The 15,625-nt window shown below is 65.7% G+C and carries 17 protein-coding genes and 1 pseudogene; 14 read left to right on the forward strand and 4 right to left on the reverse strand.

Annotated features, from left to right (window positions below):
• From rpsB to ACLP4W_RS21820, 3 genes are all read left to right on the forward strand, one after another.
• The coding region (rpsB, locus tag ACLP4W_RS21810; RefSeq protein WP_442389504.1) for a 30S ribosomal protein S2 at positions 1 to 740 on the forward strand (740 nt) is incomplete at its 5' end.
• 1 nt (position 741) lies between these two features.
• The gene (tsf, locus tag ACLP4W_RS21815; RefSeq protein WP_442389505.1) at positions 742 to 1,557 is read left to right on the forward strand and encodes a translation elongation factor Ts; all 816 of its coding nucleotides are present in this window, start codon (positions 742 to 744) and stop codon (positions 1,555 to 1,557) included.
• Between the two features lie 29 nt (positions 1,558 to 1,586).
• The gene (locus tag ACLP4W_RS21820) at positions 1,587 to 2,996 is read left to right on the forward strand and encodes an amidase (RefSeq protein WP_442389506.1); all 1,410 of its coding nucleotides are present in this window, start codon (positions 1,587 to 1,589) and stop codon (positions 2,994 to 2,996) included.
• Positions 2,997 to 3,001: 5 nt separating this feature from the next.
• Here ACLP4W_RS21820 and ACLP4W_RS21825 read toward each other — a convergent pair whose 3' ends face one another.
• Positions 3,002 to 3,421, reverse strand: a complete 420-nt coding sequence (locus ACLP4W_RS21825; protein WP_442389507.1) for a MarR family winged helix-turn-helix transcriptional regulator — start codon at positions 3,419 to 3,421, stop codon at positions 3,002 to 3,004.
• Between the two features lie 556 nt (positions 3,422 to 3,977).
• Here ACLP4W_RS21825 and ACLP4W_RS21830 point away from each other — a divergent pair.
• Positions 3,978 to 4,535 (forward strand): MPT63 family protein, encoded by a 558-nt coding sequence (locus ACLP4W_RS21830; protein ID WP_442389508.1) that lies wholly within the window; start codon positions 3,978 to 3,980, stop codon positions 4,533 to 4,535.
• Between the two features lie 148 nt (positions 4,536 to 4,683).
• Here the strand turns inward: ACLP4W_RS21830 and ACLP4W_RS21835 are convergent, their stop codons facing one another.
• On the reverse strand, positions 4,684 to 5,430 hold the full coding sequence (locus tag ACLP4W_RS21835; protein ID WP_442389509.1) for a winged helix-turn-helix domain-containing protein: 747 nt from the start codon (positions 5,428 to 5,430) through the stop codon (positions 4,684 to 4,686).
• Between the two features lie 237 nt (positions 5,431 to 5,667).
• Entirely contained in the window at positions 5,668 to 5,907 is a 240-nt protein-coding gene (gene mbp1 / locus ACLP4W_RS21840; protein WP_442389510.1) for a microaggregate-binding protein 1, read from the reverse strand.
• Between the two features lie 361 nt (positions 5,908 to 6,268).
• On the opposite strand from mbp1, the gene pyrH reads away from it, so the two are divergent.
• The 6 genes from pyrH to ACLP4W_RS21870 all read left to right on the forward strand — a co-directional run bounded on the left by pyrH (position 6,269) and on the right by ACLP4W_RS21870 (position 11,345).
• Positions 6,269 to 7,099, forward strand: coding sequence for a UMP kinase (gene pyrH, locus ACLP4W_RS21845; RefSeq protein ID WP_442389511.1), 831 nt, complete (start codon positions 6,269 to 6,271; stop codon positions 7,097 to 7,099).
• Positions 7,100 to 7,169: 70 nt separating this feature from the next.
• A complete protein-coding gene (frr, locus tag ACLP4W_RS21850; RefSeq protein WP_442389512.1) occupies positions 7,170 to 7,727 on the forward strand; it encodes a ribosome recycling factor in 558 nt (185 codons plus the stop codon).
• Between the two features lie 32 nt (positions 7,728 to 7,759).
• Entirely contained in the window at positions 7,760 to 8,683 is a 924-nt protein-coding gene (locus ACLP4W_RS21855) for a phosphatidate cytidylyltransferase (RefSeq protein WP_442389513.1), read from the forward strand.
• Positions 8,684 to 8,704: 21 nt separating this feature from the next.
• Positions 8,705 to 9,895 carry a 23S rRNA (adenine(2503)-C(2))-methyltransferase RlmN gene (gene rlmN, locus ACLP4W_RS21860; RefSeq protein ID WP_442389514.1) on the forward strand — a complete coding sequence of 397 codons (1,191 nt, stop codon included), beginning with the start codon at positions 8,705 to 8,707 and terminating at the stop codon, positions 9,893 to 9,895.
• Between the two features lie 39 nt (positions 9,896 to 9,934).
• Positions 9,935 to 10,444, forward strand: a complete 510-nt coding sequence (locus ACLP4W_RS21865) for a protein disulfide oxidoreductase (protein WP_442389515.1) — start codon at positions 9,935 to 9,937, stop codon at positions 10,442 to 10,444.
• Between the two features lie 4 nt (positions 10,445 to 10,448).
• On the forward strand, positions 10,449 to 11,345 hold the full coding sequence (locus ACLP4W_RS21870; protein ID WP_442389516.1) for a cytochrome c biogenesis CcdA family protein: 897 nt from the start codon (positions 10,449 to 10,451) through the stop codon (positions 11,343 to 11,345).
• A 28-nt stretch (positions 11,346 to 11,373) separates the two neighbouring features.
• On the opposite strand, the gene ACLP4W_RS21875 is transcribed toward ACLP4W_RS21870, so the two are convergent.
• Entirely contained in the window at positions 11,374 to 11,628 is a 255-nt protein-coding gene (locus ACLP4W_RS21875; protein ID WP_442389517.1) for a DUF2631 domain-containing protein, read from the reverse strand.
• Between the two features lie 96 nt (positions 11,629 to 11,724).
• Between ACLP4W_RS21875 and dxr the strand changes: the two genes are divergently transcribed.
• The 4 genes and pseudogenes from dxr to ACLP4W_RS21895 form a co-directional block, all read left to right on the forward strand.
• Complete coding sequence (dxr, locus tag ACLP4W_RS21880) at positions 11,725 to 12,948, forward strand: 1-deoxy-D-xylulose-5-phosphate reductoisomerase (RefSeq protein ID WP_442389518.1); 1,224 nt, start codon at positions 11,725 to 11,727, stop codon at positions 12,946 to 12,948.
• 19 nt (positions 12,949 to 12,967) lie between these two features.
• Positions 12,968 to 14,191: a M50 family metallopeptidase gene (locus ACLP4W_RS21885; protein ID WP_442389519.1), complete on the forward strand. Its 1,224-nt coding sequence runs from the start codon at positions 12,968 to 12,970 to the stop codon at positions 14,189 to 14,191.
• Between the two features lie 19 nt (positions 14,192 to 14,210).
• Positions 14,211 to 15,389, forward strand: a complete 1,179-nt coding sequence (ispG, locus tag ACLP4W_RS21890; RefSeq protein ID WP_442389520.1) for a flavodoxin-dependent (E)-4-hydroxy-3-methylbut-2-enyl-diphosphate synthase — start codon at positions 14,211 to 14,213, stop codon at positions 15,387 to 15,389.
• 55 nt (positions 15,390 to 15,444) lie between these two features.
• Positions 15,445 to 15,625: pseudogene (locus ACLP4W_RS21895) on the forward strand (GNAT family N-acetyltransferase); the annotation flags it as partial.

Raw genomic sequence — 15,625 nt, forward strand, 5'->3', positions numbered from 1 at the left:
GCATCTACATCATCGACCTGCAGCAGACGCTGACCTTCATCGACAAGGCGTACGAGTTCGTCAAGGAGACCGTCGCCCACGGTGGCAGCGTGCTGTTCGTCGGCACCAAGAAGCAGGCGCAGGAGTCCGTTGCGGCCGAAGCGACCCGTGTCGGTATGCCGTACGTGAACCAGCGGTGGCTGGGCGGCATGCTCACCAACTTCTCCACCGTGCACAAGCGCCTACAGCGGCTCAAGGAGCTCGAGGCGATGGAGCAGACCGGTGGCTTCGAGGGCCGCACCAAGAAGGAAATCTTGATGCTGACCCGCGAGAAGAACAAACTGGAGCGCAGCCTCGGCGGTATCCGCGATATGGCCAAGGTGCCGTCGGCGATCTGGGTCGTCGACACCAACAAGGAGCACATCGCCGTCGGCGAGGCCCGCAAACTGGGCATCCCGGTCATCGCGATCCTGGACACCAACTGCGACCCCGACGAGGTCGACTACCCGATCCCCGGCAACGACGACGCGATCCGCTCGGCCGCGCTGCTGACCAAGGTGATCGCCTCCGCGGTCGCCGAGGGGCTGCAGGCCCGGGCCGGCCTGGGCCGTACTGACGGCAAGCCCGAGGCGGAATCCGCCGAGCCGCTCGCCGAGTGGGAGCAGGAGCTCCTGGCCTCCGCTACCGCCACCGCCGCCACCCCCTCTGCTCCGAATGACGCCGCATTAGGCACAACCGAATCAACCCCCACGGAAGGCTGATATGGCGAACTTCACCGCTGCCGACGTCAAGCGGCTTCGGGAACTCACCGGTGCCGGCATGCTCGACTGCAAGAACGCGCTGGCCGAAACCGACGGCGACTTCGACAAGGCCGTCGAGGCACTCCGGATCAAGGGCGCCAAGGACGTCGGCAAGCGTGCCGAGCGGGCCACGGCCGAAGGTCTGGTCGCGGCCAAGAACGGCGCGCTCGTCGAGCTCAACTCGGAGACCGACTTCGTCGCCAAGAACGCCGAGTTCCAGGCCCTGGCCGAGCAGATCGTCGATGCCGCCTTGGATGCGAAGGCCACTGACGTCGACGCTCTCAAGTCGGCCAAAATCGGCGACAAGACCGTCGAGCAAGCCATCGCCGACCTGTCGGCCAAAATCGGCGAGAAGCTCGAGCTGCGCCGCGTGCAGTACTTCGACGGCAACGTCGAGACCTACCTGCACAAGCGTGCCGCCGACTTGCCGCCCGCCGTCGGTGTGCTCGTCGAATTCGAGGGCCAGGACAAAGACGCCGCGCACACGGTCGCGCTGCAGATCGCCGCGCTGAAGGCCAAGTACCTGTCCCGCGACGATGTGCCCGAAGGCGTCGTGGCCAGTGAACGCCGCATCGCCGAGGAGACCGCCAAGGCGGAGGGCAAGCCGGAGCAGGCGCTGCCCAAGATCGTCGAGGGCCGGTTGAACGGCTTCTTCAAGGATGTTGTGCTGCTCGAGCAGCCGTCGGTGTCCGACAACAAGAAGACCGTCAAGGCCTTGCTCGACGAGGCCGGTGTGACGCTGACGCGATTCGTTCGTTTCGAGGTGGGCCAGGCCTAGCTCGGCGACGTGCGGCTAGCGTCGTTGCTATGCGACGCGTGCACGCTTTCGGTGACGATGCCCTCGGTGATCTCGACGCGGTCGGCCTTGCCGATGCCATTCGCGCTGGTCGGGTCGGCAGAGCTGACGTAATCGAGGCGGCCATCGCCCGCACCGAGGCCGTCAACCCGTCCCTCAACGGCTTGGCGCATGAGGCGTTTCAGCGGGCCCGGGAAACCGCGTCGGCGAGCGCCGCGAGTGGTTTCTTGAGCGGCGTCCCGACTTTCCTCAAGGACAACGTCGATGTCGCCGGACAGCCGACGATGCGCGGCACCGACGCGTGGGCGCCCCAGGAGGCTGTCGCCGACAGCGTGTTCACCAAGCTGTTCATGGCTACCGGGGCGACATCGCTGGGCAAGACGCAGATGTCGGAATTCGGGTTCAGCGCATCCGCCGAACACCCCCGGTTGGGGCCGGTCCGCAACCCATGGAACACCGACTTCACCGCGGGCGCCTCGTCTTCGGGGTCCGGCGCGTTCGTCGCCGCAGGTGTGGTGCCGATCGCGCATGCCAACGACGGCGGCGGCTCCATCCGCATTCCGGCCGCCTGCAACGGGCTCGTCGGGCTCAAGCCGTCGCGTGGCCGGTTGCCGCTGGACCCGGAGCTGAGCCGGATGCCGGTGGGCCTCGTCGCCAACGGTGTGCTGACTCGCTCGGTGCGTGACACCGCGGCCTTTTATCGGGAGGCCGAGCGGATCTGGCGCAACCCCAAGCTGGCGCCGGTCGGGGACGTCACGCGGCCCGGTCGGCAGCGGTTGCGGATCGCCGTGTTGACCCGATCGGTCCAGCGCGAGTCCAGCCCCGAAGTGCGCGAGCTCACGCTGAAGTCGGGGGCGCTGCTCGAGGAACTGGGCCACCGTGTCGAACACGTTGACGAGCCCCCGGTGCCCGCCAGTTTCGTAGACGATTTTGTGTTGTATTGGGGGTTTCTGGCGCTGGCGCAGGTGCGCAGCGGGCGACGCCTGTTCGGCGGCACGTTCGACCGCACCCGGCTGGACAGCCTGACGCTCGGCCTGGACCGGCACACCAGCCGCAACATCCACCGGCTCCCGCTGGCGATCCTGCGCCTGCGCAGGCTGCGACGGCGCACCGCGAAATTCTTCGGCAGCTACGACGCGGTGCTCACCCCGACCGTCGCCGACGAGACGCCCCGGATCGGATACCTGGCCCCCACCGACTATCAGCAGGTGATTTACCGGTTGATCGGTTGGGTGGCGTTCACCCCGCTGCAGAACGTCACCGGCGAGCCGGCGATTTCGCTGCCATTGGCCCAATCCGCCGAGGGCATGCCGGTGGGCATGATGCTTTCGGCCGACGTCGGGAGGGACGCGCTGTTGCTGGAACTGGCCTATGAACTCGAAGAGGCCCGGCCGTGGACCCGGATTCACGCCTCCCAATGACGCCGTCAGTCGGATCCGAGCCTTTCGAGCATCCGTTTGAACTCGCGCTGCTGGGCTCCGGTCAACTTGTCCAGGATGCGGGCATCAGCGAGGCGGACCGCGCCTTCGGCACGCTTCAGCAGGGCGCGCCCCTGCCCGGTCAGTGTGGCCGGTAGCGCGCGACCGGAGGACACCGACGTCGGCCGTTCCACCGCACCGACGTCTTCCAGCTTGCGCAGCACCGTGTTCATCGCCTGGGGCGTCACGTTGGTGTGCCGGGACAACTCAGCGCTAGACAGTCCCGGGGACATCGAAAGAATGCGCAGGCAAACGAATTCCGGCAGCGTCAGGCCCAGCGGGCCCAACACCGCGGAAACCTCCGGTCGCAGAACCGCTCCCACTCGGTAAAGCAGGTAACCCAGCGGAGCGTCCTCGGCCTGAACCATGTCAATGATATTGACATATATCTGGCGTCTGGATGTGCACCTTGGCCGGTGATGCCGCACATCGACATCTCCCGGCTACGAAAGAATCGGCCGGCCTCCGGATTGGACTTCCTTTTTGTGATTCAAGTTAGCCCAGCGTTGCGTCCCGATACGCACCGCTTTAAGACTCGGGTTGCCGAATAGGCCGTCCCAGACATCCCGATCGTCGTCGGCCCTTCTTGTCGTGTTTGAAAACTTGTCCGCACCGGCGCCCGACCGATCTAGCAGGTCAAGCGCTACGCCGCGGCTACCCCGCTGAACGAGAATCAGCCACCGGTTCTTAGCAGTTCGTGATTGTCGAGGTAGCGGTGGCGTTGTGGTGGCAGTGGTGCCGATGTTAAAGAAGTGATGCGAAAAGTGCTGCGGCACAAAACAACATCGAAACAGTTTGCGCAGGTAGCCAAGCCGGGCTTGGAAAATCAAAGGAGTGTTCGTGTTTGAGTTCGCGCCTGACGGGTTATGGGAGATATGTGCGGTTATCGCCCTAATTGGGAGCGATCGTTACGAAAGGAATGCCATGAAGGTCACTACAAACGCTGTGAAGGGTGCTGTTGTTGCCGGGGGGATAGCGGCTGCAAGCGTTTTCGCTGCGGCAACGGCTTCCGCTGCGCCGCCCAACATCCAGGGATTCGGCACCAGCGAACAACTCGTGGACGGGCCCCTCGTCACCAACTACACCGTGAGCAACCTGCAACAGAGCAACGCGGCGATTCCCGGCTACACCCCGAAAGGAACGCTCTACCAGGCAGACATCACCGCCAGGTCGGACGGTGGGCTCGTTACGCCGATGGTTAACGACTTCATTGCCCGCGGGCCCAACGGTCAGAACTACCGGGTGATCGACAAGGTTCAGGCCCCGGGCAGCCTTAACCCGGCGCCGATCCCGCAAGGTAGCGAGTCGACCGGCACGCTGTACTTCGACGTGACCGGCGCGCCCCCGAATGGCGTCGCCTACAACGACGGAATGCAAGACATTCTGATCTGGACGTCGAACGTGCCGGGGTCCTCGGCGCCTGGCGCGCCGAACGCAAGTCCGGCACCGGGTACGCTGCCGGGCCCGGCGCCACACACCTGATCCGGTTGCAAATATCTCCCCGCGCCATCGACCATGGCGCGGGGAGGTCCTGCGCGCGGGGCTTTTTCGCTTGGTTTGATCGCTCTCCGCGTGACTGGCCAGTGAAAGCCCCTGCGGGATTAGCTATTTCGAGGTCGATCCGACTCGCTCAACGCGCGACCTGGTCGGTGGCCGGCGCCGCCGCTGACGTCCAAACCGGAGTCAGCGTCGGCTCATTGATAATCCATTCCGGTTGCGGTGGCGTGGCCGCCATGTAACCCACACCGCGAACGGTCTCCACCATCGATCCGTGCTGGGTTCCGAGCTTGGCACGCAGTCGTCGCACGTGAACGTCGACCGTGCGGACACGACCGTTGCAGTCATAACCCCACACCTCGTGCATCAGCCGCGTGCGGGTGAACGCCCGACCAGCATGCTCCACAAGGAAATTCAGCAATTTGAACTCGGTGAGCGTCAGGCTCAGTTCTTTGCCGTCGAGCGACCCCGCGTAACTGGCGGGGTGCAGCAGGAGGTCACCGAATTTCAGTGTGCCGTCCATTGCGCTGCGCCGACGTGTGATCGCCAGCCGCAGCCGCGCCTGCAGCTCGTCCGCGCCAGCGGCGGGAAGCAGCACATCATCGCAATGCCAGTCGACGTCAACCGCCACGAAGTCCGCCGGCGCGACCACGGCGACCACCGCGATGGCCGGTGAGTTAGCAGTCAGTTGGCGGCAGACAGTCCGGGCTGTCGCGAGGTCAGTGCGCGCATCGATGATCGCTACGTCGGCAGTTCCGTGATGCCCGTCGACATTGTCGGTCAGTGCGGCGCACCGCATGGTCTGTGCGAACGATTGCAGTGTCGGCAGAGCCGATTCGAAATCGGCTTCATCAGTGAGTAGTAGAACATCCAAGGACATCTCCAAACCTCATGAGGCCCTGCCATTTGCCCCCGACCCGTAGGCACCTCGCGGGGAGATGTCTGCCAGCGCAGCGCTGAATACCCGATTCAGAGCAAAAATAAGCAAACATCGTTCCCGTGTTCGGGATTAAGTATGACCCGTGGCGATCGCGCGCCTCGGAGATGGCTTGCTCTAGCCGGGAAAGTCGATGGGTCCGGTCCGTTTTCACGGACCGGACCCATCCTTGGAGACAAGCTACTGGTTGGACTTTTGGCGCTCCTCGGCTACCTTCGCGCTGGCGCGGGCGGCGTCCGCTTCGGCTTCCTTCTTTGCCGCATTGCGCTGTGCTTCCGCCTTGTCCTGCTGGGCTTGGCCTTCGCGAGTGAGATCATCGCGACCAGCGACCGCACCGACGGCTTCCTTGACCTTGCCCTTGGCGTCCTCGACGACGCCCTTCACGGCTTCAGCAGGTCCCGACTTGTTGGTGTCCGCCATGGATCAGATCCTCCTCATTGACGTACGTGGTTGAGCAATTCCCGCTCAATGCCGATCGCCCCAGCGATCGGTCCCGTCACACGACGAGGCATGGTCCTTATTCTCAAGACCGTGATTTGCCCCCCGCGTTTGTGTGGATTCCCCATCCCGCCACAGGCTCAAACATCCGATGCCGGAACGAAAGCCGTATCCGCTCCGTTGCTCAGTTTGACCTGGCGCGACGCGCCCGAGAATCCACCCAAACGGCCAACTGTGCAGATAATGCACCCCGCCCACGCAATGTTGTGCTGCGATGAGGCAGGATGTGAACTGCCGTTCCGGATGGGGTCGTCCGGGATGGCACTCTCATGCGAGGAGTCTGATGACGGAGCCCAGGGAGCCCCAAGTCGCCGGCGCGGCGTCTCCGAAGCCAGGGCCGACGAGCGCCAACGGCGTACCGACAGCTCCGCCGGAACGGGGGCACGCGTCCGGTCAGCCTGCGGGCCGAGCCAAGTACTCGAGAGTTTTGCTCAAGCTGGGTGGCGAAATGTTCGGCGGCGGCCAGGTCGGTTTGGATCCCGATGTCGTGGCGCAGGTCGCCCGCCAGATCGCCGAGGTGGTCCGCGACGGGGTGCAAGTCGCTGTCGTGATCGGCGGCGGCAACTTCTTCCGTGGCGCGCAGCTGCAGCAACGCGGTATGGAGCGGACGCGTTCGGACTACATGGGCATGCTCGGCACAGTCATGAACAGCCTCGCGCTGCAGGACTTCCTGGAGAAGGAGGGCATCGCCACCAGGGTCCAAACCGCGATCACCATGGGCCAGGTGGCCGAACCCTATATCCCGTTGCGGGCCGTGCGCCACTTGGAAAAGGGCCGCGTGGTGATCTTCGGCGCCGGCATGGGGCTGCCCTACTTCTCCACGGACACGACGGCTGCGCAGCGGGCACTGGAGATCGGCGCGGACGTGGTCCTGATGGCCAAGGCGGTCGATGGCGTGTTCGCCGAGGATCCACGGGTGAATCCCGAGGCCGAGCTACTCACCGCGATCAGTCACCGCGAAGTCATCGACCGTGGGCTGCGAGTGGCCGATGCCACGGCATTCAGTCTGTGTATGGACAATGGCATGCCGATTCTGGTGTTCAACCTGCTGACCAATGGCAATATCGCCCGTGCGGTCGCTGGTGAGAAGATCGGAACGCTGGTCACCACCTGAGGGGAAGACCCGCAAATGATCGGCGCTGGCGACGATGCAGAGCGTAGCGATGAGAAGGAGCGGCGCACAAATGATTGATGAGGCTCTCTTCGATGCAGAAGAGAAAATGGAGAAGGCCGTATCTGTAGCCCGGGACGACCTGTCAACCATCCGAACCGGCCGCGCCAACCCGGGTATGTTCTCCCGGATCGTGATCGACTACTACGGCGCCACCACCCCGATTACGCAGCTGGCCAGCATCAATGTCCCCGAGGCGCGGCTTGTCGTCATCAAGCCCTACGAAGCCAATCAACTCGGCGCCATCGAGACGGCGATTCGCAACTCCGACCTCGGAGTGAATCCCAGCAACGACGGCACCCTTATCCGGGTAGCGGTACCGCAACTCACCGAGGAGCGCCGGCGGGAGCTGGTCAAACAGGCCAAGGGCAAAGGGGAGGATGCCAAGGTTTCGGTGCGCAACATCCGTCGCAAAGCGATGGAGGAGCTGCACCGTATCCGCAAGGACGGCGAGGCGGGCGAGGATGAGGTCGGCCGCGCGGAAAAGGACCTGGACAAGGCCACCCATCAGTACGTCACCCAGATCGAAGAGTTGGTCAAGCACAAAGAAGGCGAGCTGCTGGAGGTCTAGCGGCCGCTCAGCAGCTAAGTTCATCCAGGTCCGTGGCTACTACCGGCGCAGGCACCCCGCCCAGCGAGCCGGCGCGTGGGGCCAAGAAATCGACGCAGCAGTCGGGTAACAGGACGTCCCGGGCCGGCCGCGATCTGCCCGCCGCGATTCTGGTGGGCACGTCTATCGGTGCTGTGCTCATCGCGACGCTGCTGTTCGCTCCGCGCGGTTGGGTGCTCCTCTGCGCGGGGGCCATTCTCGTTGCCAGCCATGAGGTCGTGCGGCGGCTGCGCGAAGCCGGATACGTGATTCCGGTCGTCCCGCTGCTGATCGGAGGGCAGCTCATCGTCTGGCTGACCTGGCCGTTCCATGCAGCCGGCGCGATGGCCGGCTTCGGTGCAACCGTGGTGGTCTGCCTGGTCTGGCGGCTGTTCATGCAGGACAACAGCAAGCGGCCCGAGCCGTTCGTCGGCTCACCGTCGGCGAACTACCTGCGGGACGTGTCCGCGACCGTTTTCCTGGCCGCCTGGGTCCCGCTGTTCGCCTCCTTCGCCGCGCTGCTCGTCTACCCGAAGGACGGCGCTGGACGCGTCTTTTGCCTGATGATCACGGTCGTCGCCTCCGACGTGGGCGGCTACGCCGTCGGCGTGCTCTTCGGCAAGCATCCGATGGTTCCGGCGATCAGCCCCAAGAAGTCCTGGGAGGGATTCGCCGGTTCGCTGGTCTTCGGGATCACCGCGGCGATGCTGACCGCGACCTTCCTGGCCCACAAACAACTATGGGTCGGTGCGCTGCTGGGTGTTGTCCTCGTGCTCACCTGCACGCTGGGCGATCTGGTGGAGTCCCAGATCAAGCGCGACCTCGGCATCAAAGACATGGGCCGCCTGCTGCCCGGCCACGGCGGCCTGATGGACCGGCTCGACGGCGTGCTCCCGTCGGCGGTCGCGGCCTGGATCGTGCTCACACTCGTGCCCTGACAGGCCGATACTGGACTCATCATGGTCCAACAGTTGGTTTTCTCCGAGCCGCGTCCGAGCAGGCCGCCACGCCACCTGGCCGACCTCGACGCGGCGGGCCGTGCCTCCGCGGTCGCGGAGCTGGGCCTGCCGGCGTTTCGCGCCAAGCAGCTCGCGCACCAGTACTACGGCCGGCTGATCGCCGATCCGCGACAGATGACAGACCTTCCGGCGGCCGTCCGCGACCGGGTCGCCGAGACCATGTTCCCCAACCTGCTCACGGCGGCCGGCGAAGTCACCTGCGATGCCGGGCAGACTCGAAAGACCTTGTGGCGGGCCATCGATGGCGCCACCGTCGAGTCGGTCCTGATGCGCTACCCGCAGCGCAATACGGTGTGCATTTCGTCGCAGGCCGGCTGCGGCATGGCCTGTCCGTTCTGTGCGACCGGCCAGGGTGGATTGACGCGTAACCTGTCGACGGCGGAGATCCTCGAGCAGGTGCGTGCCGGCGCCGCAGCGCTGCGCGATGACTTCGGCCCGGTTAGTCAGCGGTTGTCGAACGTGGTTTTCATGGGTATGGGGGAGCCGCTGGCCAACTACGTGAGGGTGCTGGCCGCGGTGCGGCGCATCATCGAGGCGCCGCCGAACGGCTTCGGTATTTCGGCCCGCTCGGTGACTGTGTCGACGGTGGGTCTGGTCCCGGCGATCCGCAAGCTTGCCGATGAACGCCTCGGGGTGACCCTGGCGCTGTCGTTGCATGCGCCCGACGACGAACTGCGCGACACGCTGGTCCCGGTCAACAACCGGTGGAAGATCGGCGAGGCTCTGGACGCCGCCCGGTATTACGCGGAGATGACCGGTCGGCGGGTGTCGATCGAGTACGCGCTGATCCGCGACGTCAACGACCAGCCGTGGCGGGCCGACTTGCTGGGTAAGCGGCTGCACCGTGCGCTCGGGTCGCTGGTACACGTGAACCTGATCCCGCTCAACCCGACCCCGGGCAGCGATTGGGATGCCAGCCCCAAGGCCGTCGAGCGGGAATTCGTCCGGCGGGTCCGATCGAAGGGGGTTTCATGCACGGTGCGGGATACCCGAGGCCGTGAGATCAGCGCCGCCTGCGGACAGCTGGCCGCCGAAGGCGGGTGGCTGGAGCGCAGGCGAATCGACCGGGGCTGCGGACAGCTGGCCGCCGAAGGCGGGTGGCTGGGCGTGATGAACCGGAAAGGGTACTAGCACGTCTATAAGGCATAACACCAGCAAACGAGGTATGCCATGTTCATTCGCCTGTTGTCTCCGTTGAAGTTGTTTGCCGCGGCCGCTTTCGTGGCTGCCTTGATCTTCGGGCTGGCCGATGCACCGCAAGCGGTGGCTGCCGACGAGCGCCTGCAATTCAACGCAACCACCCTCAGCGGTGCGCCGTTCAATGGCGCCGGCCTGCAGGGGAAGCCTGCGGTGCTGTGGTTCTGGACGCCGTGGTGTCCGTTCTGCAACGCAGAGGCTCCTGGCGTCAGCCAGGTCGCGGCTGCAAATCCGCGTGTCACCTTCGTCGGCATCGCGGCGCACTCGGATGTTGCTGCGATGCAGAACTTTGTCTCCAAGTACAACCTGAACTTCGTCAACCTCAACGACGCCGACGGCTCGATCTGGGCCCGCTACAACGTCCCCTGGCAGCCGGCTTACGTGTTCTATCGGGCGGACGGCAGTTCGACGTTCGTCAACAACCCCACCTCGGCTATGTCCCAGCAGGAGCTGTCCGGCCGGGTTGCCGCACTGACGTCCTAACCTCGTGGAACAAGGTCTCGTCGGTCTTGCCTTCGCCGCCGGATTGGTGGCGGCCCTGAACCCGTGTGGGTTTGCCATGTTGCCCGCGTACCTGCTTCTGGTTGTGCGCGGGCAGCGGTCCGGCGAGCCGTCGCCGGGGGCCACGAGCCCACTCGTCGCGGTCAGCCGGGCACTGGCGGCCACCGTCGGGATGGCGCTCGGCTTTTTGACGGTGTTCGGATTGTTCGGCGCGCTGACCATATCGGCGGCCACGATCGTGCAGCGATACCTACCTTACGGCATTGTGGTGATCGGCGTTGTGCTTGTCGCGCTTGGTCTTTGGCTGCTGACGGGTCGGGAATTGACGGTGCTGACGCCCCGGCCGCTGGGGCCCCGATGGGCCCCGAACGTGCGGCGGGGATCTTGGCTGGCAGGCATGTATGGGTACGGCGTCAGCTACGCGATCGCCTCGCTGTCGTGCACCGTCGGGCCCTTTCTGGCGGTCACCACCGCCGGTTTTCGGGGTGGATCGGTGATCACCGGAGCGTCGATCTACCTCGCCTACGTCGCGGGTCTGACCTTGGTTGTCGGCGTCCTGGCCATCGCCGCGGCGACGGCCGGCTCGGCCCTGGCCGACCGCTTGCGGCGGGTATTGCCGTTCGTGAATCGCATCGGCGGCGCGCTGATGGTGCTCGTTGGGGTGTACGTCGCCTACTACGGGCTGTACGAGCTTCGGCTTTTTAACACCAGGGCGAATCCGCAGGATGCCGTCATCACGGCGGCCGGACACCTCCAGGGCCCGTTGGCCGGCTGGGTGCACCAGCATGGCGTCGTGCCGTGGGCGGTGGCGTTATTGGTGCTGGTGGCCGGCGCACTCGCCGGCGGCCGGTACCGACGGGCGCGGCGCGAGCACCGTCCCTGACACCGGCGCCGCCGCTTACGGCCGGTGGCTATCTGATCCAGCCGCGCCTGCGGCCCCACAGGTCGCGGACGAGAACGACGAGCGCAAGCGCGGCAAACCCGATCAGGTACCAGTTCTCGACATGGCCGACGTGGTTGCCGCGCAGCATTGCCAGCAGGAATATGAAGCCGACCAGCCCGACGGCGTGCCAGGTGCGGTGATTGATCCTGCTCCACCCCCACGCTGCCGACGGCACCTCAGCGACGTCGACGCCATTGAAGTGCTCCACCTCGGTACTGGCCACGGCGAATCCCCTTCGGATCGGATCGGCTTCTGAGTGGAGATTCTGGCACACCCGCTGCAAGGCCCCACAGGGATCGTGAGAGGGCACAATGGGTGAGTGACCAACCCGACGACTCAAGCAGGTGGTGGGGGCCGCCTGCGCGTCCTGGTGCTGGGCAGTACCGGCTCGATCGGCACCCAGGCGCTAGAGGTCATCGCGGCCAATCCGGACCGCTTCGAGGTGGTCGGGCTGGCCGCCGGGGGTGCCAACCTGGATACGCTGCTGCGGCAGCGCGCCGAGACCGGAGTCACCAATATCGCCATCACCGACGATCGCGCGGCACAGCTGGTCGGTGACGTTCCGTTCCACGGGCCCGAGGCGGTTACCCGACTGGTCCAGGAGACCGACACCGACGTCGTGCTCAATGCGCTGGTCGGCGCGTTAGGCCTGCGACCGACGCTGGCCGCTTTGGAGTCAGGGGCCCGGCTGGCGCTGGCCAACAAGGAATCGCTGGTCGCTGGGGGTCCGCTGGTGTTGAGGGCGGCGCAACCGGGCCAGATCGTGCCCGTCGACTCCGAACACTCCGCGCTCGCTCAGTGCCTGCGCGGCGGCACCCCCGACGAAGTCGCCAAACTGGTGCTGACGGCTTCGGGCGGGCCGTTTCGCGGTTGGACCGCCGCCGAGCTCGAGGGCGTCACGCCCGAGCAAGCGGGCGCGCACCCGACCTGGTCGATGGGCCCGATGAACACGCTGAACTCGGCGTCATTGGTCAACAAGGGGCTTGAGCTCATCGAAACCCACCTGCTGTTCGGCATTCCCTACGACCGCATCGACGTGGTTGTACACCCGCAGTCGATTGTTCATTCGATGGTCACGTTCATCGACGGCTCGACGATCGCCCAGGCCAGCCCCCCGGACATGAAGCTGCCCATTTCCTTGGCCTTGGGTTGGCCGTACCGGGTACCGGTTGCGGCTCCTGCTTGCGATTTCACTACAGCATCTAGCTGGGAATTCGAGCCGCTGGACGCCGACGTCTTCCCCGCGGTCGAGCTGGCGCGGCACGCCGGCGAGACCGGCGGCTGCATGACCGCCGTCTACAACGCGGCCAACGAGGAAGCCGCAGAGGCCTTCCTCGCGGGGCGGATCGGCTTCCCCGCCATCGTCAGAACCATCGCCGAGGTCCTGCACGGCGCCGACCAATGGGCCGTTTCACCCGCTAACGTGGAAGAGGTACTAGACGCGCAGCGCTGGGCACGGGAGCGGGCGCAGCGGGCTATAGAAACAGCGAAAGCAACCGCGATCCCCGCAGGAGCCTCTGAGAAGGTCTCCGGAGTGGTTTGAGAAAGGTCCTGACAGCCTGATGATGTTCGCTATCGGCATTGTGCTGTTCGCGCTCGCCATCTTGATCTCGGTGGCCCTGCACGAGTGTGGCCACATGTGGGTCGCCCGCGCCACCGGCATGAAGGTGCGTCGTTATTTCGTCGGTTTCGGCCCCACGTTGTGGTCGACTCGGCGCGGTGAAACCGAGTACGGCGTGAAAGCCGTCCCACTGGGCGGCTTCTGCGATATCGCCGGCATGACCCCGGTCGAGGAGCTGACGCCCGACGAGGACGACCGCGCGATGTACAAGCAGAAGACCTGGAAGCGGATCGCGGTGCTGTTCGCGGGCCCCGGCATGAACTTCGTTATCTGCTTGGTGCTGATCTATGGCATCGCCCTGGTGTGGGGCCTGCCTAACCTGCACCCGTCCACCAGGGCTGTAATCGGCGAAACTGCTTGTGTCGCGCCGGAAGTAGCTCCGGGCAAGATCGGGAACTGCACCGGGCCGGGTCCGGCGGCGCTCGCCGGGATCCGCCCGGGCGACGTCGTCGTCAAGGTTGGCGACACCCCGGTGTCCAACTTCGAGGACATGGCCGCGGCGGTGCGCAAGTTGCACGGCACCGTTCCGGTCGTTGTCGAGCGCGACGGCAGCACGGTCACCGCCTATGTCGACGTCACGCCCACCCAACGCTTCCTGACTAATGGGGCCAACGGGCAGAACGGCCAACCCGAGGCCGCCACCGTCGGCGCCATCGGCGTCGGGGCCGTCAGAGAGGCGCCGGCGCACTACGGCGTGTTCTCCGCGGTACCGGCGACCTTCGCCTTCGCCGGAGAGCTGACCGTCGAGGTGGGCAAGGCGCTGGTCACGATCCCGACGAAGGTCGGCGCTCTCGTGCACGCCATTGGCGGCGGGCAGCGCGACCCGCAGACCCCGATGAGCGTGGTCGGGGCCAGCATCATCGGCGGCGACACCGTCGACCATGGGCTGTGGGTGGCGTTCTGGTTCTTCCTGGCGCAGTTGAACCTCATCCTGGGTGCGATCAACCTGCTGCCGCTGCTGCCCTTCGACGGCGGCCACATCGCCATCGCGGTGTTCGAGAAGATCCGCAACCTCATCCGGTCGGCCCGTGGCATGGTCGCGGCCGCGCCGGTGAACTACCTCAAGCTCATGCCCGCCACGTACGTGGTGCTGGTGTTCGTGGTCGGCTACATGCTGCTGACCGTGACCGCTGATCTGGTCAATCCGATCAGGCTCTTCCAATAGAGACGAGAGAAGGCGAACAGTGACCGTTGGCCTGGGCATGCCGGACGCTCCGGCGCCCACGCTTGCCCCCCGGCGCACCACGCGTCAACTGATGGTCCGCGACGTCGGGGTCGGCAGCGACTATCGGATTTCGGTGCAGTCGATGTGCACCACCAAAACGCACGACGTCAACTCGACGCTGCAGCAGATCGCCGAACTGACCGCCGCCGGCTGCGACATCGTGCGCGTGGCCTGCCCGCGGCAGGAGGATGCCGACGCGCTGGGCGAGATCGCCCGGCACAGCCAGATCCCGGTGATCGCCGACATCCACTTCCAGCCGAAGTACATCTTCGCCGCCATCGACGCCGGGTGTGCGGCGGTGCGGGTGAACCCGGGAAACATCAAGGAGTTCGACGGCCGCGTCGGCGAGGTCGCCAAAGCCGCCGCCGCGGCCGGTATCCCGATCCGCATCGGCGTCAACGCCGGCTCGCTGGACAAGCGGTTCATGGAGAAGTACGGCAAGGCGACGCCCGAGGCGCTGGTGGAGTCGGCGCTATGGGAGGCCTCGCTGTTCGAGGAGCACGGCTTCGGCGACATCAAGATCAGCGTCAAGCACAACGATCCTGTCGTGATGGTCGCCGCCTACGAACAGCTGGCCGCGAAATGCGACTACCCGCTGCACCTCGGCGTCACCGAGGCCGGTCCGGCTTTCCAGGGCACCATCAAGTCCGCGGTGGCCTTCGGCGCTCTGCTGTCGCGGGGCATCGGCGACACCATCCGGGTCTCGCTGTCGGCGCCGCCGGTCGAAGAGGTCAAGGTCGGCACGCAGATCCTCGAGTCGCTGAACCTGCGGCCCCGCGGGCTGGAGATCGTGTCCTGCCCGTCGTGTGGTCGTGCGCAGGTCGACGTCTACACCCTGGCCAATGAGGTCACCGCCGGCCTGGACGGCCTCGACGTGCCGCTGCGGGTGGCCGTGATGGGCTGCGTCGTCAATGGTCCGGGGGAGGCCCGCGAGGCCGACCTCGGCGTCGCGTCGGGAAATGGCAAGGGGCAGATCTTTGTTCGGGGCGAGGTGATCAAGACCGTGCCCGAAGCTCAGATTGTCGAGACGCTCATCGAAGAGGCCATGCGGCTCGCCGCCGAGATGGGTAATGCCGAAGGTGCCGATCACGGTCCGGGAACAGAATCGAGCGGTTCGCCGATTGTCACCGTAAGCTGATAGGGGCCGGTTCCCTCGTACCGGCCGTCAGTTCGCACCACAGAGAGTTCGCCACATGTCGGCTCCGCCCATCTTTCGCCTTGTTGGCGAGCGACGGGTGTCCGTGGTGCGTGACGCGGCCGCCGTGTGGCGCGTGTTCGACGACGACCCGGTCGGGTCGTGCATGGTCGCGGCGCGTGTGGCCGACCATGGCATCGACGCCAATTCGATCGGCGGGGAACTCTGGACGCGCCGCG

Origin of the sequence: Mycobacterium sp., from assembly GCF_052145595.1 — a bacterium.
Classification (GTDB): Bacteria; Actinomycetota; Actinomycetes; order Mycobacteriales; family Mycobacteriaceae; genus Mycobacterium.